The organism is Curtobacterium sp. SGAir0471 (assembly GCF_005490985.1).
Lineage (GTDB): Bacteria > Actinomycetota > Actinomycetes > Actinomycetales > Microbacteriaceae > Curtobacterium.
Genome location: NZ_CP027869.1, coordinates 1,550,317 through 1,575,787, shown reverse-complemented (window position 1 = coordinate 1,575,787; position 25,471 = coordinate 1,550,317). Strand labels below are relative to the sequence as shown.

The 25,471-nt window shown below is 71.4% G+C and carries 21 protein-coding genes; 10 read left to right on the top strand and 11 right to left on the bottom strand.

The genetic code is table 11. The features are described 5' to 3' along the window. Positions 1–126 precede the first annotated feature (126 nt). Both C1N91_RS07200 and C1N91_RS07195 read left to right on the top strand, forming a co-directional pair. Positions 127–1,344 carry a DUF6188 family protein gene (locus C1N91_RS07200; protein ID WP_137767182.1) on the top strand — a complete coding sequence of 406 codons (1,218 nt, stop codon included), beginning with the start codon at positions 127–129 and terminating at the stop codon, positions 1,342–1,344. A 59-nt stretch (positions 1,345–1,403) separates the two neighbouring features. Beyond that, positions 1,404–2,114 (top strand): hypothetical protein, encoded by a 711-nt coding sequence (locus C1N91_RS07195; RefSeq protein WP_137767181.1) that lies wholly within the window; start codon positions 1,404–1,406, stop codon positions 2,112–2,114. 64 nt (positions 2,115–2,178) lie between these two features. Here the strand turns inward: C1N91_RS07195 and C1N91_RS07190 are convergent, their stop codons facing one another. Continuing rightward, the gene (locus C1N91_RS07190; RefSeq protein ID WP_175415949.1) at positions 2,179–3,402 is read right to left on the bottom strand and encodes an alpha/beta fold hydrolase; all 1,224 of its coding nucleotides are present in this window, start codon (positions 3,400–3,402) and stop codon (positions 2,179–2,181) included. A 23-nt stretch (positions 3,403–3,425) separates the two neighbouring features. On the opposite strand from C1N91_RS07190, the gene C1N91_RS07185 reads away from it, so the two are divergent. From C1N91_RS07185 to C1N91_RS07170, 4 genes are all read left to right on the top strand, one after another. Continuing rightward, positions 3,426–4,007 (top strand): DUF3000 domain-containing protein, encoded by a 582-nt coding sequence (locus tag C1N91_RS07185; RefSeq protein WP_137767179.1) that lies wholly within the window; start codon positions 3,426–3,428, stop codon positions 4,005–4,007. A 128-nt stretch (positions 4,008–4,135) separates the two neighbouring features. Continuing rightward, the gene (locus C1N91_RS07180; RefSeq protein WP_137768711.1) at positions 4,136–5,320 is read left to right on the top strand and encodes an HRDC domain-containing protein; all 1,185 of its coding nucleotides are present in this window, start codon (positions 4,136–4,138) and stop codon (positions 5,318–5,320) included. Between the two features lie 126 nt (positions 5,321–5,446). Further along, positions 5,447–6,658: a thiolase family protein gene (locus C1N91_RS07175; RefSeq protein WP_137767178.1), complete on the top strand. Its 1,212-nt coding sequence runs from the start codon at positions 5,447–5,449 to the stop codon at positions 6,656–6,658. A gap of 2 nt (positions 6,659–6,660) precedes the next feature. Further along, the gene (locus tag C1N91_RS07170) at positions 6,661–8,799 is read left to right on the top strand and encodes a 3-hydroxyacyl-CoA dehydrogenase NAD-binding domain-containing protein (protein WP_137767177.1); all 2,139 of its coding nucleotides are present in this window, start codon (positions 6,661–6,663) and stop codon (positions 8,797–8,799) included. A 126-nt stretch (positions 8,800–8,925) separates the two neighbouring features. Here C1N91_RS07170 and C1N91_RS07165 read toward each other — a convergent pair whose 3' ends face one another. From C1N91_RS07165 to dut, 7 genes are all read right to left on the bottom strand, one after another. After that, on the bottom strand, positions 8,926–9,186 hold the full coding sequence (locus C1N91_RS07165; protein ID WP_137767176.1) for a type II toxin-antitoxin system RelE family toxin: 261 nt from the start codon (positions 9,184–9,186) through the stop codon (positions 8,926–8,928). After that, positions 9,183–9,440, bottom strand: a complete 258-nt coding sequence (locus C1N91_RS07160) for a type II toxin-antitoxin system Phd/YefM family antitoxin (RefSeq protein WP_137767175.1) — start codon at positions 9,438–9,440, stop codon at positions 9,183–9,185. Before C1N91_RS07160 ends, C1N91_RS07165 begins: the two co-directional genes overlap by 4 nt. Before the next feature lie 38 nt (positions 9,441–9,478). Beyond that, positions 9,479–11,413: a 1-deoxy-D-xylulose-5-phosphate synthase gene (gene dxs, locus C1N91_RS07155; RefSeq protein WP_137767174.1), complete on the bottom strand. Its 1,935-nt coding sequence runs from the start codon at positions 11,411–11,413 to the stop codon at positions 9,479–9,481. 187 nt (positions 11,414–11,600) lie between these two features. Next, on the bottom strand, positions 11,601–14,438 hold the full coding sequence (locus C1N91_RS07150) for an aconitate hydratase (RefSeq protein ID WP_137767173.1): 2,838 nt from the start codon (positions 14,436–14,438) through the stop codon (positions 11,601–11,603). Positions 14,439–14,566: 128 nt separating this feature from the next. Next, positions 14,567–15,358 carry a DUF3159 domain-containing protein gene (locus C1N91_RS07145; protein ID WP_254678381.1) on the bottom strand — a complete coding sequence of 264 codons (792 nt, stop codon included), beginning with the start codon at positions 15,356–15,358 and terminating at the stop codon, positions 14,567–14,569. Between the two features lie 60 nt (positions 15,359–15,418). Then, positions 15,419–16,141, bottom strand: coding sequence for a DUF3710 domain-containing protein (locus C1N91_RS07140; protein ID WP_254678380.1), 723 nt, complete (start codon positions 16,139–16,141; stop codon positions 15,419–15,421). Next, positions 16,138–16,629: a dUTP diphosphatase gene (gene dut / locus C1N91_RS07135; RefSeq protein ID WP_137767172.1), complete on the bottom strand. Its 492-nt coding sequence runs from the start codon at positions 16,627–16,629 to the stop codon at positions 16,138–16,140. Before dut ends, C1N91_RS07140 begins: the two co-directional genes overlap by 4 nt. Before the next feature lie 77 nt (positions 16,630–16,706). Here dut and C1N91_RS07130 point away from each other — a divergent pair, with 77 nt between their 5' ends. Continuing rightward, positions 16,707–17,138, top strand: coding sequence for a DUF3093 domain-containing protein (locus tag C1N91_RS07130; RefSeq protein ID WP_137767171.1), 432 nt, complete (start codon positions 16,707–16,709; stop codon positions 17,136–17,138). Positions 17,139–17,399: 261 nt separating this feature from the next. Here the strand turns inward: C1N91_RS07130 and C1N91_RS07125 are convergent, their stop codons facing one another. Next, positions 17,400–17,699 (bottom strand): DUF4193 domain-containing protein, encoded by a 300-nt coding sequence (locus C1N91_RS07125; protein WP_031272446.1) that lies wholly within the window; start codon positions 17,697–17,699, stop codon positions 17,400–17,402. 260 nt (positions 17,700–17,959) lie between these two features. Here C1N91_RS07125 and sepH point away from each other — a divergent pair, with 260 nt between their 5' ends. Next, positions 17,960–18,964, top strand: a complete 1,005-nt coding sequence (gene sepH / locus C1N91_RS07120; protein ID WP_175415947.1) for a septation protein SepH — start codon at positions 17,960–17,962, stop codon at positions 18,962–18,964. 135 nt (positions 18,965–19,099) lie between these two features. Here the strand turns inward: sepH and C1N91_RS07115 are convergent, their stop codons facing one another. Next, the gene (locus C1N91_RS07115) at positions 19,100–20,266 is read right to left on the bottom strand and encodes an alkaline phosphatase family protein (protein ID WP_254678379.1); all 1,167 of its coding nucleotides are present in this window, start codon (positions 20,264–20,266) and stop codon (positions 19,100–19,102) included. Between the two features lie 25 nt (positions 20,267–20,291). Here C1N91_RS07115 and C1N91_RS07110 point away from each other — a divergent pair, with 25 nt between their 5' ends. Beyond that, entirely contained in the window at positions 20,292–22,778 is a 2,487-nt protein-coding gene (locus C1N91_RS07110) for a DNA gyrase/topoisomerase IV subunit A (RefSeq protein ID WP_137767168.1), read from the top strand. A 130-nt stretch (positions 22,779–22,908) separates the two neighbouring features. Here C1N91_RS07110 and C1N91_RS07105 read toward each other — a convergent pair whose 3' ends face one another. Beyond that, a complete protein-coding gene (locus tag C1N91_RS07105) occupies positions 22,909–25,026 on the bottom strand; it encodes a DNA gyrase/topoisomerase IV subunit B (RefSeq protein WP_137767167.1) in 2,118 nt (705 codons plus the stop codon). A gap of 178 nt (positions 25,027–25,204) precedes the next feature. Between C1N91_RS07105 and C1N91_RS07100 the strand changes: the two genes are divergently transcribed. Continuing rightward, positions 25,205–25,429 carry a DUF7455 domain-containing protein gene (locus tag C1N91_RS07100; RefSeq protein WP_058728615.1) on the top strand — a complete coding sequence of 75 codons (225 nt, stop codon included), beginning with the start codon at positions 25,205–25,207 and terminating at the stop codon, positions 25,427–25,429. Positions 25,430–25,471 lie beyond the last annotated feature (42 nt).

The following is a 25,471-nucleotide window of genomic DNA, read 5'->3' as shown; positions in this document are numbered from 1 at the left end:
CATGCTCGCGAGCATCGCCTGGGGCGAGATCTACAGGACCGAGGCGGACGCTCGAGCACCCGAGCTGCCCGCTCGACCGGCTGAGCGAGCACGCCTGACTCCGGACCGCCCGAGGAAGAGCGCGCGATGAGCGAAGTGGTCGTCGAGGACGTCCCCCTGCTCCTCGTCGGAGAGACGGTCGACGCCATCTGGGTCGACTACTCGCTCCGACTCCTGCTCTCGAACGGCGCCACCGTCATCCTGGAGTGTCCGTTCTCCCTCGGTCGGTCCCCCGACGCCGCGACGATGATCGATCCGGAGGGCGACAAGTCGGGGCTGGTGCCGGCTCTCCGCCTGCACACGCTCGTGGTCACCGAGGCGCACGCCACGGGATCGACGCTGTCGATGACGTTCTCCGATGGCTCGCGTCTGAGCGCCGGACCGCACCCTGAGTTCGAGTCGTGGCACTACATCGGACCGGAGACGCCGCCGACCCGGATCATCATCATGCCGGGTGGGGGCCCTGCCATCTGGCTCCACCACCCAGAGACCGAAAGCGGCCTCCTGTCCTTCCGGACACGGCCGTCGGACGAACACCTGCTCCCCGCGTTCCACGACGTCTTCACATCGCTGACCGTCCCACCGCTCCGGTGGCTCGTCACCGATCTCGACATCGTCATGCGCTCGGGATCGACCGTGAACGTGCACGAGTGGGACCGTCGTCTCAGAGCAGCACCGCCACCTGGCCTGTGGTTCTCACACGACGAGATGCTGACACTCGTCCGCGACAACGACCAGCTGATCGACGGCGAGTTCTTCGGCGTCTCGTTCGGCGCCGCCGCTGACCCCGCCCAGGCGGTCCTCCGCATCGACTTCTTCGACAGCGGCGAGGCCACCGTGGTCCTCGATCCCTCGGTCATCGGTGTCTCGGAAGCGTTCGAGCGGCTGTTCGGTCCGGCGGTCGAGGTACCCTCGATCGGCAGCCGGAACGCTGACGATGCGGCGTACCGCGTCCAGTCGCTCCTGCTCGCGTTCCTCGACACGCTCCCCGCGCCGGGAACGGCGGAGCTCCGACTGCAGGCCGAGGCGGTGCGGGCCGTCCACGAGACAGCTCCGCGGATCTGGGACGTCGTGCTCGAGGAGACACCCCGAACCGACTTCCCCGACGGTCCCCTCCCGGGATCACTGGCCTACCGCACCGACCAGGCACCGCTCGCGGGTGAGGTCCTCGTAAGGATGCTCGACGGCCGGATCGATTCCGTCGAGCTCCCGTGGTTCACGACGGAGATGCCGACCGAACTCCCCCGGCCGGACCAGCTCATCCGCGCCGCGGACGAGCGCGACGGAGGTCACGGTGTTCGGTAGTCGGCACGGCCACGCCCGTCACACGACGGCTGCTCCCCACATCCTCGTGCAGGCCTGACGTGACGACCCCGGGCACGAGCGTGCCACTGCTCCGCCTCACTCTCCCCAGATGCCTCGGCGTCCCCGACCGTGCCCACGAGGTCCTGGCCGCTGTCCCGGACGGCACCGATGTGCTCGCGTACGACGCCCCCGCCGCTGCGCTGGCTCGCGCGCTCCGCCGGAGCAGACGAGCGGGCGAGCCCGGCAACGATGCCCTCGTGGCGCCCCTCGACGCGCTCGGGGACGAACCGGTCCTCGTCCGGCAGGTCGACTTCGGCGACGAGCTCGTCACGATCCTGCTCCGGGCAACGGACGGAACATTCCTGTCCGCCACGGTCACCGACCGATCCGCCGGGGTCGAGACCATCGGCGCCGACGAACTCGCGACGCTCCTCAGAGCCTCCGCAGCACCCGGTGCGGACCGGGCGCTCGAACTCGTCCGACTCCTCGCACCCGACGATCGCGTCAGGCTCTTCGAGCAGGGCGCTCGATCGACCGCACAGACGTTCGCGATCAAGTACGGTCTGGCCGCCGAGCGGGGCTCCACGGTCCTCGACCTCGAGTCCTTCGTCGCCGCGGTGTCCCGCTCCGGCGCTGACGACCTCCCCTTCTGTGCGCTCGACGTGCCCGGGGCGGTGGTGACCGTCGCGTTCACGCCGGACCGCACGGCGGTCCTCGCGACGACGATCGCGCGACGACCCGCGGACGATCAGGGCGAAGACAGGAGCTGACCCGGGACGCACGGGAGGCACGGTGCCAGCTGGCACCGTGCCTCCAGGCCGTCTGCAGTCGCGTCTACCGGGCGCTGGTCGCGTCCGTCGGCTGCACCACCTCGGTCAGCCACGCGAGGATCCTCGCGTCGAACCAGTCGGCGTCGTGGTTCCAGAGCTTCGTGTGCCGCGCGGAGGTCTGCACCTCGAGCCGCACGATGTCCGGCCGCACCCGCGCCAGCTCATGCGACGCCGACGACGGCACGAAGCCGTCGTCGTCACTGTGCAGGATGAGGATCGGCACCGACAGCTCGTCGGCCCGGGCGACCATGTCGAGCTCGCGCAGGTCCACCGGGTCGTGCAGCCCGGCGACGTGGTGCAGCACGGGCGTGCGGAGGATGCGCTGGGCGATCTTGCGCACCGGGCGCGGCAGCTTCAGGACCCGGCTCTGCGACTTGAGCACGGCGTGCCAGTCGACGACCGGCGACTCGAGCACGATCCCGTCGACGAGCCCGGCGAAGCGCGACCGGACGAGCGTCTGCAGGACGACGGCGCCGCCCATCGACCACCCCATGAGCACGACGCTCCGCGCCTGCTGCGCGGCGAGCCAGCGGAGGACACCGTCGACGTCCTCCCACTCGGTGCTGCCGAGTCCGTAGCGACCGTCGTCGCTGCGCGGGGCGACGCCGTCGTTCCGCCACGACGCGAGCACGACCGAGTACCCGGCGGCACGGAAGACCGGGACGGCGCGGATCGTCTCGGCGCGGGTGACCCCACGGCCGTGCACGAGCACCGCCCAGGGCGCGTCCGGGTCGTCGGCGCGGACGACCCACGCCGGTGCGGGGCCGTTCGGGGTCGGGATGTCGACGTCCTCGACCGGGACGTCGAGCTCGCCCGGCGTCAGGTAGAACCAGCCGCCCCAGCGTCCGCGTCGAGCAGCGGTCGGGTCGCCGGCGTCGATCGCGATGATGCGCCGGGTGACGGTCGTGTCCGTCGTGCCGAGCACCTCGCCGATGCGCATGTGCCCGGTTCCGCCGCCGAACCAGAGGCTGTAGCGGCCCTGCAGCTCGGTGTCGGCGGTCCGCTCGATGGTGACCGTCATCCGCCCGGGGTCGACCGCGTGGATCGGGACCCGCTCGACGCGCTTCCGGTCGGGCGTGACGACCGCCCGCGCCACCGCGGCGACGAACCCGCCGAGCACAGCCGTCGCGACTGCGGCTGCGGCGACGCCGGCCCCGAGCGCGACGAGACCGGCCGATCGTGCGGTCTCCTGGACGACGTCCTCGGCGGGTCGCGCTGATCGGGACATGGTCCGGAGCCTAGTCTGCAAGCGTGTCCGAATCCCGAGAGCCCGAGGCCTTCGAACGCCTGCGCGCGTTCGTCGCATCGGGCCGGACCCGCACCGAGACCACGGTGACGGAGATCCCCTCACCGTCACGGATCGCGCCGCACTCGATCGCCCTCGCGGCGGACGTCTCGGGGGCCGTGCACGGCATCGACTCCGACCTCGGGACCGGCCGATTCATCGCGCTGTACGACCCCGACGAGCCCGAGGGCTGGGGCGGCGCGTTCCGCGTCGTGACGTTCGCCCAAGCACCGCTCGAACCGGAGATCGGCGTCGACGAGTTCGTCGCCGACGTGACCTGGAGCTGGCTGGTGGACGCGCTCGCGGCCCACGGGGCGACGTACGACCGGGCGTCGGGCACGGCGACCAAGATCATCTCGCGCGGCTACGGCGACCTCGCGGCCCAGGGCGACGGCGCACAGCTCGAGCTCCGGGCCTCGTGGACGCCCCGCGACGAGGACCTGACCGCGCACGTCGAGGCCTGGGAGGAGATCGTCGCGATGCTCGCGGGGCTCCCGCCGGCGTCGGACGGCGTGACCCTGCTGGCTCCGAGGAGGACCACGAAGTGACCGACCCCGCCAGCCAGGCCGACTCCGCGCGCTCGGCCGACTCCGCGCGCTCGGCCGACTCCGCGCGCTCGGCTGACCCCGCGCGCTCGGCCGATCCCGCGTTCGAGGACTCGCACGCCACCGTCCGCGTGATCGAGGACCGCGACGAGTACCTGCGGGCGGTCGCCGCGATCGCCGCCGGGCGCGGCCCGGTCGCGGTCGACGCGGAGCGCGCGAGCGGCTACCGGTACTCGCAGCGCGCCTACCTCATCCAGGTCTTCCGCCGGGGTGCCGGTGCGTTCCTGTTCGACCCGATCGCGATCGGCGACTTCGCCGAGCTGCAGGAGGCCATCGTCGACGAGGAGTGGCTGTTCCACGCCGCCTCGCAGGACCTGCCCTGCCTGCAGGAGGTCGGCCTCGTGCCGACCCGCATCTTCGACACCGAGCTGGGTGCACGGATCGCCGGGTTCCCGCGCGTGGGTCTCGGCGCGGTCGTCGAGCAGCTCCTCGGCATCACCCTCGCCAAGGCGCACTCCGCCGCCGACTGGTCGACGCGTCCGCTCCCCCAGGCGTGGCTCGTCTACGCCGCACTCGACGTCGAGCTGCTCCCGGACCTACGGGACGCCCTCGCCGCGGTGCTCGACGCCGCCGGCAAGTCCCGGATCGCCGCCGAGGAGTTCGCCGCCGTCCTGACCCGCGCCCCGAAGCCGCCGAAGGCCGAACCGTGGCGCCGCCTGTCCGGCATGCACGCGCTCCGCGGTGCCCGAGCCCTGGCGATCGCCCGGTCGCTGTGGACCGCACGCGACGCGTACGCCCGCGAGGTCGACACCGCTCCGGGGCGGATCATCCCGGACTCGGCGATCGTGGCGGCCGCCGCGGCGAACCCGGCCTCGAAGTCGGAACTGAGCGCCGTGAAGGCCTTCACCGGTCGCGCGAGCCGGTCCGAGCTCGACCGCTGGTGGGCGGCCGTCGAGGAAGGCCGGACCACCGAGGACCTGCCGAAACTCCGCGGCACCGGCGAGGCCACGCTCCCGCCGCCCCGTGCCTGGGCGGACCGCAACCCCGAGGCGGACCTCCGGTACAAGGCCGCACGGGCCGCCGTCGTCGCGCGCGCCGAGGAACTCGACATCCCCGTCGAGAACCTGCTCACCCCGGAGACCCTCCGGGTGGTGTCCTGGGAGCCGCCGACGCCGATCGCGACCGAGACCGTCGGGGCCGCGCTCGCCACGCACGACGCCCGGCCCTGGCAGGTCGAGGAGACGGCGTCGATCATCGCGCACGCCTTTGTCGACGCCGCACAGCAGCCTGCTGCCGAGAGCAACACCGGCTCGTAGGAACACCCCAACCGGCATGCGTCCGCCCAGCCGGCGGGCATAGCGTCGGTACCGTCGCCGGGCTCGGCCCGGCCGGTCGGGGCGGAACGTGCCCCGACTCGATCGAAGAGGATCTGGAGGCCCGGATTGGCCAAGGCAGCAGACGTCGTGTTCGTGGACGGTGTGCGCACACCGTTCGGACGAGCCGGTGAGAAGGGGGTGTTCTGGAAGACTCGCGCCGACGACCTCGCGGTCCACGCGATGCGCGGCCTGCTCGACCGGAACAGCCAGCTCGACGGCGCGGCGGTCGACGACGTCGCCGTGGCCGCCACGACCCAGCAGGGCGACCAGGGCCTGACCCTCGGTCGCACGGTCGGCATGCTCGCGGGACTGCCGAAGTCCGTCCCGGGCTACGCGATCGACCGGATGTGCGCCGGTGCGATGACGAGCGTCACCACGCTCGCCGGCGCGATCGCGTTCGGCGCGGCCGACGTCGCCATCGCCGGCGGGGTCGAGCACATGGGTCGCCACCCGATGGGCTTCGGTGCCGACGTCAACCCCCGCTTCGTCGCGGAGCGCATGGTCGCGTCCGACGCGCTCGTGATGGGCAGCACCGCCGAGCGCCTCCACGACCGCTTCCCCGCCATCACGAAGGACCGCACGGACGCCTTCGCGGTCCAGTCGCAGCAGCGCCACGCCGCTGCGTGGTCGGCCGGCAAGCTGCAGCCGGACGTGATCCCGGTCGAGGTGAACACCGGCGAGGGCTGGGACATCGTCACGACCGACGAGCCGCCGCGGCCGGGCACAACCCTGGAGGCCCTGGCTGCGTTGCGCACGCCGTTCCGGCCCCACGGACGGGTCACCGCCGGCAACGCGGCCGGTCTCAACGACGGTGCCACGATGAGCCTCCTCGCCTCCGAGGACGGCGCGAAGCAGCACGGCCTGCCGACCAAGATGCGCATGGTCTCGTTCGCCTTCGCCGGCGTCGAGCCCGAGGTGATGGGCGTGGGCCCCGTGCCCGCGACGGACAAGGCGCTCCGCAAGGCGGGCCTGACCATCGACGACATCGGCCTCTTCGAGATCAACGAGGCGTTCGCCGTGCAGGTGCTCGCGTTCCTCGACAACTACGGCATCGCGCAGGACTCCCCGAACGTGAACGCGTGGGGTGGCGCGATCGCAGTAGGGCACCCGCTCGCGTCGAGCGGTGTGCGCCTGATGAACCAGCTCGCGGCGCAGTTCGCCGAGCGGCCGGACGTCCGGTACGGCATCACGACGATGTGCATCGGCTTGGGCCAGGGCGGCACCGTCATCTGGGAGAACCCGAACTTCAGCAAGAGCGCGGCACGGAAGGCGGCCTGACGATGACCACCACCCCGATCGACCAGCTGACCGAGCTCAGCGCCGACGAGGTCGTCACCCACTCGTACGTCAAGCACGTGCCGCTGCCGTCCGGTGGCACGCTCGCCCTCGTCACGCTCGACAACGGCAAGGACTACAAGCGGCCCTCGACGCTCGGCCCGCGGACCATGCGCGAGCTGTCGGACGTGCTCGACACCCTGCGCGCTGCGGCATCCGCCGGCACCATCCAGGCGGTCGCGATCACCGGCAAGGAGTACTGCTTCGCCGCCGGCGCCGACCTGTCCCAGGCAGCGGCGCTCCCCTCGCGCGAGGTCGCCCACGAGCTCGGCGCACTCGGGCACGCCACCCTCCGCAAGCTCACCGACCTCGGTGTGCCGTCGTTCGCGTTCGTGAACGGCATCGCGCTCGGTGGTGGGCTCGAGATCGCCCTGCACTGCACCTACCGGGTGTTCTCGTCGGCGGCGCAGGGCATCGGCCTGCCCGAGGTCTTCCTCGGCATCATCCCCGGCTGGGGTGGCGCCACGCTGCTCCCCCGCCTGATCGGACCCGAGAAGGCGCTCCGCGTCATCGTCGAGAATCCGCTCAAGAACAACCGGCTCATGGACGGACCGGCCGCCGTCGAGCTCGGCATCGGCGACGCGCTCATCCCGTCCGTCACCTTCCTACCGTCCGCGGTCGCCTGGGCCGACGGCGTCGTCGCCGGCCGCACCAAGGTCGTCCGGAAGAACGAGCCGGGCATGCTCGAGAAGGCCGCGTGGGGCACCGTCGTCAAGGTGGCTCGGCAGCAGGTCGCCGCGAAGATCGGCACCGTTCCGAAGTCGCCGTTCCGCGCACTCGACCTGGTCGCCGCGGCGAAGTCGGGGTCGCTCGACGAGCGTTTCGCCGGCGAGGACGACGCCCTGGCCGACCTGCTCGCCGGTGACCAGTTCGCCGCGTCGATGTACGCGTTCGACCTCGTGCAGAAGCGCGCGAAGAAGCCCGTCGGTGCTCCCGAGGGCGTCGAGGCGAAGAAGATCACGAAGGTCGGCGTCCTCGGTGCCGGGCTCATGGCGTCCCAGTTCGCGCTGCTGTTCGCCCGACGGCTCGGGGTCCCGGTCGTCATCACCGACGTCGACCAGTCGCGGGTCGACGCCGGCGTCGAGCGCATCCGGTCCTCGGTCGACGAGCTGCTCGCCAAGAAGCGGGTCTCCCCGGACGACGCGAACCGCATCAAGGCACTCGTGAGCGGTTCGGTGTCGTACGACGCGTTCGCGGAGGCCGACTGGGTCATCGAGGCCGTGTTCGAGGAGATGTCCGTCAAGCAGGACGTGTTCCGGAAGATCGAGCAGGTCATCGCGCCCGACGCGATCCTGGCGACGAACACCTCGTCGCTGTCGGTCGACGAGATGGCGTCGGTGCTCGATCACCCGGAGCGGCTCGTCGGCTTCCACTTCTTCAACCCGGTCGCCGTGATGCCCCTCCTCGAGGTGGTCCGCGCCGCGAAGACCTCGGACGAGGCCCTCGCCACGGCCCTCGCCGTCGCGAAGACCCTGAAGAAGACCGCGATCATCACCGCCGACCAGCCGGGCTTCGTCGTGAACCGGGTGCTCGCCCGCGTGCTCGGCGAGGCGATGCACGGCGTCGAGGAGGGCACCCCCTTCGAGACCGTCGCCGAGGGCGCGGCTCCGCTCGGTCTGCCGATGTCACCGTTCGAGCTGCTCGAGCTCGTCGGCCTGCCCGTCGGCGCGCACGTGCTGGACTCCCACCACGCAGCGTGGCCCGAGCGCTTCTACCCGGGTGACGGGCTGAAGCGGATCGCGGAGCACGGGACGATCCTGACCCGCGACAAGAAGGGCAACGCGACCGGGTACGACCCCGCCGCCGTGAAGCTCGTCGCGCCGTCGAAGAAGGACGCGCGACCGGTCGACGCGGCCACGATGCAGCAGCGGTTCGAGGACGCCCTGGCTGACGAGGTGCACCGCATGCTCGAGGACCGCGTGGTCGAGCACGTCGAGGAGATCGACCTCGGGCTGATCCTCGGCGCGGGCTACCCGTTCCAGGCCGGCGGCATCAGCCCGTACCTCGACCGCTCCGGCGCCTCGGAGCGCGTCTTCGGCGGCACGTTCCACGACCCGAAGGTCGTCGGCCCCGCCTCGCGCTGACCGCCGCTCGGCGATCGAACCACGAAACCGACATCGAACCAGGCACTCGTCCTGGTTCGATGTCGGCTTCATGGTTCGACGCCCGCGCCGACGCCGACGCTCGCCGAACCGCGCACCATCGTGGTCCTACCGGTAGACCTCACGACGGTGGGCAGCCCGGACGACCGTGACGAGCAGTGCTAGGTCCTCGATCTCGTAGATCACCCAGTAGTCGCCGGCGCGCACCCGCCACGCGATCTCGGCACCGGCGAGCTTGCGGGCACCAGGCGGACGTGGTTCGTCGGCCAGGGCGGCAACGGCGTCGAGCAAGCGCGTCCGGACGTTCTTCGGGAGCTTCCGGATCGCTCTCGCTGCAGAAGAGGTGAACTCGACGCGGTACCGGCTCACGCCTCCCCGCGGAGCTCATCCAGCGAGACCCGCTCGCCGTCGTCCGAGGCCTTCGCTGCGCGGTACGCACGCATGTCTGCTGCGTCCTCGAGTTGCTCGAGGAGCTCCAGGTCGTCGATGCCGATGACCACCCCGGCGACCTTGCCGTTGCGCGTGACGGCGATCCGCTCGTGCCCGAAGGTCGCGCGCCCCATCACAGCGGCGAGGTCGGCGCGGAACTCCCGCGTCGACAACGATTCCGAGATGCTGTTCATGTGTACACAGTAACAACTGCGGACATCCGTGGCCAGCCTCAGCGGTCGGCGGACTCCCGCGTCCGCGCCGGCTTCGCCTGGGGCAGCTTCGTGCCGACCACCTGGTCGATGACGTCACGCGCGATCGCCTGCGCCGTCAGCCCCACGTCGGCCAGGATCTGCGACCGCGACGCGTGGTCGATGAACTCGTCGGGCAGCCCGAGCTCGTTCACCCCGGTGTCGACCCCGGCGGCGCGCAGGTCCTGCCGCAGCCGCGTCCCGACACCGCCCACGCGCACGCCGTCCTCGATCGTGATGACGAGGCGGTGGTCGCGCGACAGCTCGATGAGCGACGCCGGGATCGGCACGACCCAGCGCGGGTCCACCACGGTCGCGCCGATGCCCTGTGCCTCGAGCAGCGTCGCGGCCTCGAGTGCGACGGGCACCATCGACCCGACCGCGACGAGCAGCACGTCCGGCTCCTGGTCCGACGACGGGGAACGCAGCACGTCCACCCCGTCCGGCAGCCGGCGCTCGGCGGGGATGTCCGGTCCGACCGACCCCTTCGACCAGCGCAGCACCGTCGGGGCGTCGTCGACGGCCACGGCCTCGCGGAACTCTTCACGCAGCGTCGCGGCGTCACGCGGTGCGGCGATCCGGATCCCCGGGACGACCTGCAGCAGCGCGAGGTCCCACATCCCGTGGTGCGAGGGTCCGTCCGGTCCGGTGATACCGGCGCGGTCGAGCACGAAGGTCACGCCCGCCCGGTGCAGGGCGACGTCCATCAGGACCTGGTCGAACGCCCGGTTGAGGAAGGTCGCGTAGAGCGCCACGACGGGGTGCAGGCCGCCGTAGGCCAGGCCCGCGGCGGTCGTCACGGCGTGCTGCTCCGCGATGCCGACGTCGATCACCCGCTCGGGGTGCTGCTCCTGGAACAGGTGCAGCCCGGTGGGGCGGAGCATGGCGGCGGTGATCGCCACGATGCGCTCGTCCTCGGCGCCGACCGACGCCAGCGTCGACGCGAACACGGACGTCCACGTCGGTCCGGCGGAGACGTCGAGCGACTCCCCCGTCTCGGGATCGATGTGCCCGACGGCGTGGAACTGGTCCGCCTGGTCACGGAGCGCCGGCTCGAAGCCGTGGCCCTTCTCGGTGATCGCGTGCACGATCGTGGGCGCTCCGTAGGCCTTGGCCTGTCGGAGCGCTGCCTCCATCGCCCGCTGGTCGTGCCCGTTCACCGGGCCGATGTACTTGATGTCGAGGTTCGAGTACAGCGCCTCGTTGTTCGTGAACCGCGACAGGAAGCCGTGCAGGCCGCCGCGCACACCGCGGTAGAACGCCCGCCCGGGTGCGCCGAACCGGGAGGCGACGGCCTGCGACTTCTCGAACAGTGCCCGGTACTCACGGCGCGTGCGGACCGAGCTGAGGAACCGTGCCATGCCGCCGATGGTCGGCGCGTACGACCGCCCGTTGTCGTTGACGACGATGACGAGCCGCCGGTCGTTGGTGTCCGAGATGTTGTTGAGCGCCTCCCACGTCATCCCGCCCGTCAGCGCCCCGTCGCCGACGACGGCGACGACGGTCCGGTCGTCCTGCCCGGTCTGCCGGAAGGCACGGGAGATCCCGTCCGCCCAGGACAGCGACGAGGACGCGTGCGAGGACTCGACGATGTCGTGCTCCGACTCGCTCCGCTGCGGGTAGCCGGCGAGCCCCCCGCGCTCGCGCAGCCGCGAGAAGTCCTGCCGCCCGGTGACGAGCTTGTGCACGTAGGACTGGTGCCCGGTGTCGAACACGAAGGGGTCGTGCGGCGAGTCGAACACACGGTGCATCGCGAGCGTCAGCTCGACGACACCGAGGTTCGGTCCGAGGTGCCCGCCGGTCTTCGCGACCTCGGCGACCAGGAACCGACGGATCTCGGCGGCGAGCTCCGTCATCTGCGCGTCCGACAGACGCCTGAGGTCGCGCGGCGACGTGATGCTGCTCAGCAGGCTCACGGGCGCTCCTTTCGTGGGGCAGGTCCCCACACTATCCGCGCAACCGGGACACGGACGGGAGGCGCGTGGCGGGCCCGCCACGCGCCTCCAGTCCGCCCCGCCACCCTCCGCAGAACGCGACGAAGGCGGTCCCGCGCAGCGCTGTGACGCTGCGCGGAACCGCCTGGGTTGCGTTTCGCGGACGAGATCAGACGAGCGAACGGAGCACGTACTGCAGGATGCCGCCGTTGCGGTAGTAGTCGGCCTCACCGGGGGTGTCGATGCGGACGACCGCGTCGAACTCGACCGTCTGCTTGCCGGCCGGCGAGTGCTCGCTCGGCTCCGCCGTGACGTGCACGGTCTTCGGGGTGCGGCCCTCGTTCAGCTCGGTCAGCCCGGAGATCGAGACGACCTCGGTGCCGTCGAGGCCGAGCGACTCCACCGTCTCGCCCGCCGGGAACTGCAGCGGGACGACACCCATGCCGATGAGGTTCGAGCGGTGGATGCGCTCGAAGCTCTCGGTGATGACCGCCTTGACGCCGAGCAGGTTCGTGCCCTTCGCCGCCCAGTCGCGCGACGAGCCGGAGCCGTACTCCTTGCCACCGAAGATGACGAGCGGGATGCCCTGCTCCTGGTAGTGCTGCGACGCGTCGTAGATGAACGACTGCTCGCCGTCCGGCGTGGTGAAGTCGCGGGTGTAGCCGCCCTCCACGCCGTCCAGCAGCTGGTTGCGCAGGCGGATGTTCGCGAACGTGCCGCGGATCATCACCTCGTGGTTGCCGCGACGCGAGCCGTAGGAGTTGAAGTCCTTCCGGTCGACGCCGTGCTCGTCGAGGTACCGTCCGGCGGGGCTGTCGGCCTTGATCGAACCGGCCGGCGAGATGTGGTCGGTCGTGACCGAGTCGCCGAGCTTCGCGAGCACGCGGGCGCCGGAGATGTCCGAGACCGCGTCGGGCTGCATCGTCATGCCCTCGAAGTACGGGGGCTTCCGGACGTAGGTCGACTCCTGGTCCCACTCGAACGTGTCGCCCGTCGGGGTCGGCAGGTTCTTCCAGCGGTCGTCGCCCTCGAACACGGAGCCGTACTCGTGGGTGAACATCTCGGTGTCGATCGACGAGTCGATGACGTCCTGCACCTCGGCCGCGTCGGGCCAGATGTCCTGCAGGTAGACGTCCTTGCCGTCCTGGTCGGTCCCCAGGGCGTCCTTGTCGAAGTCGAAGTGCATCGACCCGGCCAGGGCGTAGGCGATGACCAGCGGCGGGGACGCCAGGTAGTTCATCTTCACGTCGGGGTTGATGCGGCCCTCGAAGTTGCGGTTGCCGGAGAGCACCGCGGTGACGGCGAGGTCGTTGTCCTGCACGGCCTGCGAGATCTCCTCGGGCAGCGGACCCGAGTTGCCGATGCAGGTGGTGCAGCCGTAGCCGACCGTGTAGAAGCCGAGGTCCTCGAGGTAGCTGGTGAGCCCGGCCTTCTCGTAGTAGTCGGTGACGACCTTCGAGCCCGGCGCGAGGGTGGTCTTCACCCACGGCTTGGCCTTGAGGCCCTTCTTCGCGGCGTTGCGCGCCAGGATGCCCGCGGCCATCATCACCGACGGGTTCGACGTGTTCGTGCACGAGGTGATCGCGGCGATCGCGACGGCACCGTGGTCGATGGTGAAGGTGTCGCCGTCGGCGACGGACACCGACGTCGGCTTCGAGACCGTGCCGGGTGCGCTCGAGGCGTGCACCGGGACCTCGGAGGCCGGGGCGTCCTGCAGGTCGTCGACGGCGTGCTCGTCACCGGGGGCGGCCGCGACGGGGTCGGACGCCGGGAACGTGTCCGCGACGGCCTTGTCCTCGTGGGTGTGGTCGATGCTCGCGTAGTTGGCGAGGTCGACCTCGAACTGGTCCTTCGCCTTCGACAGCTCGATGCGGTCCTGCGGGCGCTTCGGGCCGGAGATCGAGGGGACGACCGTCGACAGGTCGAGCTCCATGTACTCGGAGTACGCGGGCTCCACCGACGGGTCGTGCCACAGACCCTGGGCCTTGGAGTAGGCCTCGACCAGGGCGATCTGGTCCTCGGACCGGCCGGTCAGGCGCAGGTAGTCGAGCGTGACGGCGTCGACCGGGAAGATCGCGGCGGTGGAGCCGAACTCCGGCGACATGTTGCCGATGGTGGCGCGGTTCGCGAGCGGGACCTCGGAGACGCCCTCGCCGTAGAACTCGACGAACTTGCCGACGACGCCGTGCTTGCGGAGCTCCTGCGTGATCGTGAGCACCACGTCGGTCGCGGTGACGCCGGCCGGGATCGAGCCGGAGAGCTTGAAGCCGACGACCTTCGGGATGAGCATCGACACCGGCTGGCCGAGCATCGCTGCCTCGGCCTCGATGCCGCCGACGCCCCAGCCGAGCACGCCGAGGCCGTTCACCATCGTCGTGTGCGAGTCGGTGCCGACCAGGGTGTCCGGGTACGCGTAGAGCTCGCCGTCGAACTCACGCGTGTACGTGACCTTCGCCAGGTACTCGATGTTGACCTGGTGCACGATGCCGGTGCCCGGTGGGACGACCTTGAAGTCCTCGAACGCGGTCTGGCCCCAGCGGAGGAACTGGTAGCGCTCCCCGTTGCGCTCGTACTCCAGGTCCGTGTTGCGCTGGAGGGCGTCCTCGCGGCCGAACAGGTCGGCGACGACGGAGTGGTCGATGACCATCTCGGCCGGCGAGAGCGGGTTGATCTTGTTCGGGTCGCCGCCGATCTGCGCCATCGCCTCGCGCATGGTGGCGAGGTCGACGATGCACGGCACGCCCGTGAAGTCCTGCATGACCACGCGGGCCGGCGAGAACTGGATCTCGGTGTCCGGCTCGGCCTCGGGCTTCCACGAGCCGAGCGCGCGGATCTGCTCCTCGGTGACGTTCGCGCCGTCCTCGGTGCGGAGCAGGTTCTCGAGCAGCACCTTCAGGCTGTACGGGAGCTTCTCGTGCCCCGGCACCGTGTCGATCCGGTGGAACGCGTAGTCGACACCCCCAACCGAGAGCGTGTCCTTCGAGCCGAAGCTGTTGACTGCAGCCACTGTGCCGCCTCCCTACTGATCGGTGTGCCCTCATCATCGCGGGCGTCGGAACGTCCCACCAGCAAGGCAAACCTAATCCCGACGGTGCGGGCGCGCCCCCGGGAAACTGTCTCGATGTCGAGACAACTCTACACCGCGGCCGTGTCCTCCCGGCGCACGAACACCGTGCGGACGAGCAGCCACGTGACCCAGAGCACGGCGGCGTAGAGCGGCACACCGAGCACGAGCTTCACCGCGGCGAGGAGCTCGACCTGCGCCGTCAGGTACAGCGGCACCTCGACCGCGAGCCGGACCGCGAAGAGCCCGACCCAGATCCACGTGGCGACGGTGAGCACGCGGCGCTTCGCGGGGTCGGCGCGCCAGTCGACGTGGGACCCGTCCTCGTTCGGCGGCAGCAGGAAGCCGACCACGATGCCGATGAGCGGCCACCGGACCGCCAGGGTGACGAGGAGCCCGACGAGCCACACCGAGTTGATGACGATGCCCGGGATGAAGTTCGTCTCGGCACGGCCGGTGAACAGCGCCAGGGCGGCGGACACCACGACGCCGGCGATGCCCGCGAAGGACATCGTGAGCGACTGCCGCTGTGCCAGGCGGACGACCACGAAGACGAGCCCGACGAGCACCGGGATCACGACGCTCGGGACGAGCTCCTTCGTGACGGCGTAGACGACGAGGAACGCGAAGCCCGGCAGCACCGACTCGGCGAGCCCGCGCACACCGCCGACCGCACCGAGCAGGGCACGGCCGGAGGGTGCCTCACCCGGGGCGACCCGGGCGATGCCGGCGTTCTGCACGGCGGCACGGAACTGCGCCGCGAACGACGGCGCAGCGTCGTCCGGCGTGCCGGTGCGCGGAGCCGGCACGCCGGTCTCGTCCGGCGTTCCTGCGGGACGGGGGGTCTCGTCGTGGTCCGGCACCGTGCCTCCAGGCCGTGTCGTCGGTGTCTCGCGTCGCGAGCGGTCGTCGGGAGCCGGTCGTCAGACCGCGGTCTGCGTCGACTTCGGCATGTGCAGCGGGATGAGGTCGCGCGGCGGCATCGGCGTGGTACCGCGCACCACGACGACGGAGCGGAACAGCTCCTCGATCTCGGCGGCGTCCTCCGGGCTCTCGGCGGCCTTGCCGGCGATCACGCCGCGCAGGAACCAGCGGGGGCCGTCGACGCCGACGAAGCGTGCGGCGCGGGCGCCGTCGGTCGCTCCCGAGCCGTCGACGACGACCGGCACGAGGGCACGGAGCTCGGGGCCGAACGGGCCGTCGACCTCCTCCACACGACCGCCCTGGCGCTCGATCTGGTCGGCGATCTGCGCGCGGATCTCGTGCCAGAGGCCGGTCGAGCGGGGCGCGGCGAACGGCTGGACCTGGAGCGTGGACTCGTCGTAGTCGAGCCCGACGGCGACGACGCGCTGCGAGCCCTCCTCGACCTCGAGGCGGAGGTGCAGGCCCTCGCGCGGGAGCACCTTCACACCGCCCAGGTCGACGTACGGGCGGACCAGGTTCGCCTCGGTCTCGTCGTGCGGCCCGTTCTCGGCGCGGTCGGACGGCGCCGACTTGTCGGTCGGGGCGACCGCGTCCACCTCGTCGAGGTCGGCGTCGGCGTCGGTCGCGATGTCGACCTCCGGCGTCGTCCCCGCGACCACGGCGTCGTCGGCGACGGCGTCCGCCACCTCGACCTCGTCCCGCTTGCGTCGACCGAACTTCATTCGCCCGTTCCTTCCTGGGTGTGCGCGGCGCCGGACAGGGCACCGCTGCGCTGGTCACCGTAGCCCGACGAGCCGAAGCCGCCCACACCGCGGACGCTCTCGGGCAGCTCGTCGACCCGCGTGAACGTGACCCGCGGCACCGGCATGACGATCACCTGCGCGATCCGGTCACCGACGTGCACCTCGTACGGCTCGGAGGCGTCGGTGTTGAGCAGTGCGACCTTGACCTCGCCGCGGTAGCCGGAGTCGACCGTCCCGGGGGCGTTCACGATCGTGATGCCGTGCTTCGCCGCGAGCCCGCTCCGGGGCACGACGAAGGCGACGAACCCGTCCGGGAGCGCGATGCGGAGCCCGGTGCCGACGAGGCGGCGCTCCCCCGGCTGCAGCACGAAGGCCTCGGTCGAGACGAGGTCGGCTCCGGCGTCTCCGGGGTGGGCGTGGACGGGGGCGTTCTCCCCGGTCCAGAGCACGTCGACTGGTTCGGTCACGAGACGAGGGTAGTGCACGAGCCCGGTCGTTCCGTGACCGTTCCGTGACCTGCCCCGAGTCGTGGTGGGATGGAGGGGTGACCGTGTACCGCGAACGACTCTGGGCTCCGCCCGCCCTCTACCTGGCGACGGCGCTCGTCATCCCCGCGAGCCTGCTCGTGTTCCTGCCGATCAGCGTCCTCGCCGGCGTCCTCGTGGCGATCGGCATGTACCTCGGGATCGTCGTGCTGCTCTGGGCGCTCGCACCGACGATCGAGGTCACGGACACCGAGTTCCGCGCCGGTCGCGCGCACCTGCCGCGGACGCTCGTCGGCGAGGTCGCCGCGTACGAGGGCCCTGCCGCCACGACGCAGCGCGGTCCGGCGCTCGACGCCCGTGCGTGGACGCTCTTCCGCGGGTACGTGCGCGGCGTCGTGCGCGTCGAGGTCGCGGACCCGGCGGATCCGACGCCGTACTGGCTCGTCAGTGCTCGCAACCCCCAGGCGATCGTCGATGCCCTGCGTTCCTGAGGCGGGGCCCGGTCGGGCGTGCGGCGCTCCGGCCGGCCGGGAGGCGCCACTCCCTCCCGCCCCGCCCGTTCCTTCCCACAACGGGTGCAGTACCAGGCGGTCTCGGGCGTACCTGGTCGTTCCGGAACGCCAGGTACGCCCGCTTCCGCCAGGTACGCCCGCCTCCGCCAGGTACGCCCGCTCGCGCCCGGCGCACTCCCCGCACACGCGGAACGGCCCGCCACCCACGAGGGGTGACGGGCCGTCCGACGAGCAGCGTGCCTAGAGCGCCGCGCACTCCGCGCACACGGGGCCGAGCTTCGACTCGTGGTCGAGCTGCGAGCGGTGCTTCACGAGGAAGCACTCGACGCAGGTGAACTCGTCGACCTGCGGCGGCAGCACGACGACGTCGAGGTCGACGTCGCTGAGGTCCTGTCCGGCGAGCTCGAAGCTGCCGGGGTTGTCGGAATCATCGTCGACGACCCCCGACATCTTGTCGGGCACGCGCTCCTTGAGGGCCTCGATCGACTCCGAGTCAGAGGAGTCGTCGGTCTTCCTGGGGGCGTCGTAATCGGTGGCCATGCCCATCCGTTTCTCGTGTCGAGAGGTCGTCGCCGATGATCGGCGGCGACAGTTTGCACCACGACCCGCGAGAGCGCAAACCGAACGCCGTGCGGGATCGTCAGGCCGTGCAACCCGGTGCCGGACCCGGACATTCCCGGGGTGCGGGAGTGCGCGGCACGCCCGTGCGCCTCCGCGGGATCGGACGCCCGCGGCTGCATACTCCTGCAAGGTACGAGCACGACCGTACGCAACGCTCGGGAGGCGCAACCATGCAAGACGTGAGAGTCATCGGAGTCGAGTCCGGGGCACTCCTGCTCGCGACCGACGGCGGCACCGAGTTCCGGTTGCCGGTCACCGCGGCGCTGTCGAGCCAGGTCCGTCAGGCGAACCCCGACGCCGGTCCGCAGAAGCGCGTGTCGCCGAAGGACGTGCAGGCGCGCATCCGCGGCGGTGCCGACGCTGCCGACGTGGCCGCTGCGCTCGACGTCGACGTCGAGTACGTCCGCCGCTTCGAGGGCCCCGTGCTGGCCGAGCGTGCCTTCGTCCTCGACGCCGCCCGCCGCGTACCGGTGACGCCGACCGACGCCGAGGCCCCCGACACGTTCGGCGAGGCCATCGAGGCGAAGCTCGAGTCCGGCGACGCGACCGGCGTCGAGTGGGCCTCGTGGAAGAACGCCGAGCAGGGCTGGCAGGTGCGCGTCCGCTACACCGCGTCCGAGGTCGAGCACGACGCACAGTGGCTGTTCGACCCGAAGACCTCCACCCTCACCCCGGACAACGGCGACGCGCACCGCCTGTCGCACACCGACGACGAGGGCATCGCCCCGCGCCTCCGCGCGGTGGAGAACGACCACCACGACGCCGACGGCACCCGCTTCGACTCCGGCGCCTTCCGCGTCGAGCAGACCGAGGACGCCCCGGCTCCCGAGGCGCAGGAGCGCCCGCTCCGCGCACCCCTCCCCCGCATCGGCGCCGCGCCGGTCGAGGAGCGGTCGCCCGGCAACGAGACCGCCGACCTGCTCGAGGCACTCCGCCGTCGTCGCGGTGAGCGCGAGGCTGCGTCGTTCACCGAGCAGCAGGACGAGCCGCGCGGCACCTCGATCAGCGTCGTGGACGTGCCGCTGCAGGGCTGGGACTCGCCGGCTTCTGCCCCCGAGCGCGACGACCGTCCGGCATCGGCTCCCGAGACCGACAGCCGCTCCGAGCGCAAGAAGCGGAACCGTCGGTCGATGCCGAGCTGGGACGAGATCGTCTTCGGCACCCGCCCGGAGGACCCCGCCTGATCCCCTGGTCCCCGTCCGGTCCGTCCGGACTGGAGGCCCGGTGCAGCCCCGCAACGCTCGTCGCGTCGCGGGGCTGCGGTCGTCCGTGCCCGGGTCCGGTCGGGCGCCCCGGCGCCGCCGACGCGTCGGGTGCGGTCAGCTCGCGAACGCCCCCGCCAGGCGCAGCGGCACGAAGAGCTCGTCGTCCGTCATCGCGCCGTGCTGGCCGATCATCCGCTTCGGCTCCTTCCGGGGGTCGGCCTCGCGGTCGTCGTTGAACGCCCACGAACCCCGCGCCACGACGACCACGTCGCCGATCCGCGGGAGCACCCGGTCGTCGACCGCGCCGAACCAGCCCGCGGCCACCGCCTCGTCACGGCTGGCGACGTACGCCTTCTTGCCGTAGCGCGTGCGCCAGGCCTCGACCAGCGCCGGGACGTCGGTACCCGGGCGGACGGCCAGCTGGCGGCAGCGGGGATCCCCGGCGATGCCCACGACGTCCGTCAGCAGCGCCGGGTCGATCGCGATGTTCGCCTCGGCCGGCACGTCGAGCACGCCGTGGTCGGCCGTCACGAGGATGCCCACGTCGGGAGCACAGCGGGCCGCGAGCCGGGCGAGCTCGCCGTCGAGCGACTCGAGCGCCGCGGTCCAGCGGTCCGACTCCCACCCGCGCTTGTGCCCGATCGAGTCGAGTTCCGGTACGTAGAGGTAGACGAGCGAGCGTCCGGACGCGGTCGCGGCCAGCGCGGCGTCGACCCGCTGCGCGATGCTGTCCGCGGCGGCGTACCGCGCTCCTCCGAGCACGTTCGCGGTCATCCCCGAGGACTCGTAGCGGGCCGGGCCGACGACCACGGGGTCGACGCCGAGCGCGGTGGCCTCGGTGAAGACGGTCTCGCTGAGCAGCCAGCCCGCGGGGACCTCGGCGTCCCACCCGGACAGCAGGTTGACGACCCGCTCGCCGTCGGGGTCCCAGCCGCTGTAGCCGACAACGCCGTGCGTGCCCGGTGACCGGCCGGTCGTCAGGGTGCTCAGCGCCGCCGCGGTCGTCGTCGGGAACCCGCTGCGCAGGCGCTTGAGGGTGCCGCCGCCGGTGGCGGCGGTGAGCCAGCGAGCGTGTCCGGCGCGGGCCGACAGCGCCGAGGACCCCAGACCGTCGACCAGGACGACGACGACCGAGCGGGCGGGACGGAGGGTGATCCGTGCCTCCCGGCCGGTGGTGCGCAACCACGTGTCGTCGGCGGCGCCGAGCGCGACGAGGCAACTCGGGAGCACGTCGGCGAGGTTCGCGGTGGTGTCTGGGGCGCTCGGTACGCTGGGGGGCACCCCACGATCCTCCCAGAAAGGTCCCATGGCACGCACGGAAGCAGTCGGCCTGCCCGACGGTGAGCGCATCGAGGACGTCGACGTCTCCGAGGAGATGCAGGGTTCGTTCCTCGAGTACGCGTACTCCGTCATCTACTCGCGGGCCCTGCCGGACGCGCGCGACGGCCTCAAGCCGGTGCAGCGACGCATCCTGTACCAGATGGCCGAGATGGGACTGCGGCCGGACCGAGGGCACGTGAAGAGCGCCCGCGTCACCGGCGAGGTCATGGGGAAGCTGCACCCGCACGGCGACGGTGCCATCTACGACGCGCTCGTGCGGATGGCGCAGCCGTTCACGATGCGCGTGCCGCTGGTCGACGGGCACGGCAACTTCGGGTCGCTCGACGACGGCCCCGCTGCCGCGCGCTACACCGAGGCGCGCCTGGCCGAGCCGTCGATGGCGATGACCGAGGGCCTTGGCGAGGACGTCGTCGACTTCGTCCCGAACTACGACAACCAGATCATGCAGCCGGGCGTGCTGCCGGCGGCGTTCCCCAACCTGCTCGTCAACGGCGCGTCGGGCATCGCGGTCGGCATGGCGACGAACATGGCGCCGCACAACCTCGGCGAGGTGGTCGAGGCCGCCAAGCACCTGCTCCTGAACCCGACGGCGACGCTCGAGGAGCTCATGGAGTTCGTGCCGGGGCCGGACCTGCCGTCGGGCGGCACGATCGTCGGGCTCTCCGGGGTGCGCGACGCCTACGCCACCGGGCGCGGCTCGTTCCGCACCCGCGCCAAGGTGAGCGTCGAGAACCTCACGCCGCGGAAGGCCGGTCTCGTCGTCACCGAGCTGCCCTACCTGGTCGGCCCCGAGCGCGTGATCGAGAAGATCAAGGACGGGGTGCAGGCGAAGAAGCTCGTCGGCATCTCCGACGTCAACGACCTGACCGACCGGAACCACGGGCTGCGGCTCGTCATCGGCATCAAGTCCGGGTTCAACCCGACGGCGGTGCTCGAGCAGCTCTACAAGCACACCCCGCTCGAGGACGGCTTCGGGATCAACAACGTCGCCCTCGTCAACGGGTCACCGCGCACCCTCGGCCTGCGCGAGCTGCTCGACGTCTACGTGCAGCACCGGATCGACGTCGTCACCCGGCGGTCCGAGTACCGGCTCGCCCGTCGTCGCGAGCGGCTGCACCTGGTCGAGGGCCTGCTCATCGCGATCCTCGACATCGACGAGGTCATCGAGGTCATCCGCTCGTCGGACGACTCCGAGGCAGCGCGATCGCGCCTGCAGACCGTGTTCGACCTGTCCGAGGTGCAGGCCGAGTACATCCTCGAGCTGCGACTGCGGCGCCTGACGAAGTTCTCCCGCCTCGAGCTCGAGGGCGAGCGCGACCAGTTGCTCGCGGACATCGCCGCGCTCGAGGAACTGCTGGCCTCGGACGCCCGACTCCGTGCCCAGGTGGCGCAGGAGCTCACCGAGGTGTCCGACCGCTTCGCCACCCCGCGCCGCACCCTGCTCACCGAGGCCGATGCCCCGGTGCGGGGTGGCCGCAAGGCTGCGGTCGACCCCGAGTCGCTGCAGATCGCCGACGCCCCGTGCCGCGTGCTGCTCTCGACCACCGGGCGACTCGTGCGGGTGGACATCCCCGACACCGACCTCGGGATCGTGCGCGTGCCGAAGCGGTCGAAGCACGACGCGGTCCGCTCGACCGTCCTCTCGACCGTCCGCGGGCAGGTCGGAGCACTGACCTCGACCGGGCGCGTCCTGCGGTTCTCCCCCGTCGACGTCCCCGCGGTGCCGCCGGCGTCCGTCCGGCTCGACGCCGGTGTGCGGGTGTCCGACTACCTCGGGATCGCCCGGACCGAGACCGTCGTCGCGCTCGTCGACCTGTCGGCCGGTGCGATCGACTCGCTCGCGATCGGAACCGCGCAGGGCGTCGTGAAGCGCGTCGCCACCGGTGCCTGGCCGGACAAGGACGAGTTCGTCGCGATCGGGCTCAAGCCGAAGGACACCGTCGTCGGGGCCGCGCAGGCGCCGGAGTCGGACGACCTCGTGTTCATCACGTCGAACGCGCAGCTGCTGCGGTTCCCGGCCTCGGGCGTCCGGCCGCAGGGGTTGCCCGCAGGCGGTGTCGCCGGCGTCTCCCTGGCCTCCGGCGCGTCGGTGATCTGGTTCGGGTCCGTCGCCCGGTCCGACGACGCCGTGGTGGCCACGGTGTCGACGGCCTCGGGCGCGCTGCCCGGCACCGACCCCGGGCGGGCGAAGGTGTCGGCGTTCTCTGAGTTCCCCGCGAAGGGTCGTGCGACCCAGGGCGTCCGGGCGCACGCGTTCCTGAAGGGCGAGGACGGCCTGACGGTGGCGTGGGCCGGCATCGCGCCGCCGCACGCCGTCGGGTCGGACGGCGCTGCTCGGACCCTGCCCGACTGGCTGTCGAAGCGCGACGGGTCGGGGGCTCCGCTCGAGGCCGTGATCGGCTCGATCGGTGGCAGCGCCGCGGCCCTCGACGGCACCGCCGGCGAGGCGTAGGCCGGGCGGCCGCGCGGCCGCGCGGGCTCGGCACTTCACGCGCTGAGCGACAGTTCACGGGCCAGCGTGCCCGTGAACTGTCGCTGGGCCCGTGAAGTCGGCAGGGGGCGGGGCGCGGCGCGGGCGCCGGCTACGCGTCGATGCGGTCGCGGTCGAGGCCCTCCCCCGCGAGGATGAACTCCTTGCGCGGCGCGACGTCGTTGCCCATCAGCAGCTCGAACACCTTCGCGGCGCTCTCGGCATCGGTCACGTTCACGCGGCGGAGCGTCCGGTGCGCCCGGTCCATCGTGGTCTCGGCGAGCTGGTCCGCGTCCATCTCCCCCAGGCCCTTGTACCGCTGGATCGGCTCCTGGTACTTCTTGCCCTGCTTCGCGAGCTTCTTCAGCACCGCCTGCAGTTCGGCCTCGGAGTAGGTGTACAGCGTGTCGTTCGGCTTGCCGCGGTTCACCACGACGACCCGGTGCAGCGGCGGCACCGCGGCGAACACCCGGCCCTGCTCGATCATCGGGCGCATGTAGCGGAAAAACAGCGTCAGCAGGAGCGTGCGGATGTGGGCGCCGTCGACGTCGGCGTCCGACATGATGATGATCTTGCCGTAGCGGGCCTGGTCGATCTCGAACGAGCGGCCCGACCCGGCGCCGATGACCTGGATGATCGAGGCACACTCGGCGTTGGACAGCATGTCCGACACCGACGCCTTCTGCACGTTGAGGATCTTGCCGCGGATCGGGAGCAGCGCCTGGTACTCACTGTTGCGGGCGAGCTTGGCGGTGCCGAGTGCGGAGTCGCCCTCGACGATGAACAGCTCCGTGCCCTCGGCGTCCTGCTTGCGGCAGTCGGCGAGCTTCGTCGGCAGGGAGGAGTTCTCGAGCGCGTTCTTGCGACGCTGCGTCTCCTTGTGCGCCCGGGCCGAGATGCGGGTCTTCATCTCGGCGACGACCTTCTCGAGCAGGGTCGCGGCCTGGGCCTTCTCGGTGCGCTGCGTCGAGCTGAGGATGTCGGTCAGGTGCTTCGACACGACCTGGTCGACGATCTTGCGGACCGCGGGGGTGCCGAGGACCTCCTTGGTCTGCCCCTCGAACTGCGGCTCCGGCAGGCGCACGGTCAGCACGGCGGTGAGGCCGGCGAGCACGTCGTCCTTCTCGAGCTTGTCCTGCCCGACCTTGAGCTTGCGGGCGTTCGCCTCGACCTGGGTGCGCACGGCCTTGACGATGCCGGCCTCGAAGCCGGTCAGGTGCGTGCCGCCCTTGGGCGTCGCGATGATGTTGACGAAGCTCCGCTCGACGGTCTCGTACCCGCTCCCCCACCGCAGCGCGATGTCGACCTCGCACGTGCGCTCGACCGAGGTGGACACCATGTGTCCCTTGTCGTCGAGCATCGGCACGGTCTCGGTGAACGTCCCGGTGCCCTGGATGCGCCAGACGTCGGTGACCGCGGAGTCGACGGCGAGGTGCTCGACGAACTCGCTGATGCCGCCCTCGTACCGGAAGCGCTCGATGACCGGACCGGGCGTGACCGTGGTGCCGGTCGCCTCGGCGCGCTGCGCGGCGGCCTCGATCGACGCCGGGCGCTCGTCCGTGATGGTGATGCCGAGCCCGGGCACCAGGAAGGCCGTCTGGCGTGCACGGTTGACCAGGTCACCCGTGCTGAAGCGGGCGTCCTGGGTGAAGATCTGCCGGTCCGCCCAGTACCGGATGCGCGACCCGGTCACGCCCTTCTTCACCTTGCCGACGACACGCAGCTCGCTGCCCGAGGTGAACGGTGTGAAGGGGGCGTCGGGTCCGTCACCGGCGAAGGTCCCCGGTTCGCCGCGGTGGAACGACATCGCGTACGTCTTGCCGCCGCGGTCGACCTCGACGTCGAGGCGCTCCGACAGCGCGTTCACGACGGAGGCCCCGACGCCGTGCAGCCCGCCCGAAGCCGCGTACGACCCGGATCCGAACTTGCCGCCGGCGTGCAGCTTGGTGAACACGACCTCGACACCCGTCAGCCCGGTCTTCGGCTCGACGTCGACGGGGATGCCGCGGGCGGTGTCACGGACCTCGACCGACCCGTCGGCGTGCAGCACGACCCCGATCTCGTCACCGTGCCCGGCGAGTGCTTCGTCGACGGAGTTGTCGATGATCTCCCACAGGCAGTGCATGAGCCCACGGGAGTCCGTCGAACCGATGTACATGCCGGGACGCTTCCGAACGGCCTCGAGTCCCTCGAGGACGGAGAGGTGGCGTGCAGAGTAGTCGGAGCTCACCTCCCGATCGTACCGACGGGCTCCGACAGCCACGGCTCCGGAGAGCGGCGCGCCTCGGAGTGGGGACATCCGGTCCGCGCTCAGCGAAACAGGCCGTCCGCGATGCACGTCTCCCAGCCACCACGTGTTCAAATGGGGGTCCACCCCGCACCACCTGCGATCCGTGAGGAGCACAGCAATGACCCAGACCGTGCACGACCTCTCCATCGACGAAGCCAGCAGCCACCAGCTCACCGCCGCTGACCGCTGCGACAGCTGCGGAGCGCAGGCGTACATCCGCGCCACCATGGCCAGTGGCGAGCTCTACTTCTGCGCCCACCACGGCGCCGAGTTCAAGGACAAGCTCGCGGCGACCGCGCTCGAGTGGCACGACGAGAGCAGCCGACTCCACGAGTCGAAGTAGTCGTCACCAGACGAACGGACGGGAGGCGCGGTGCCAGCTGGC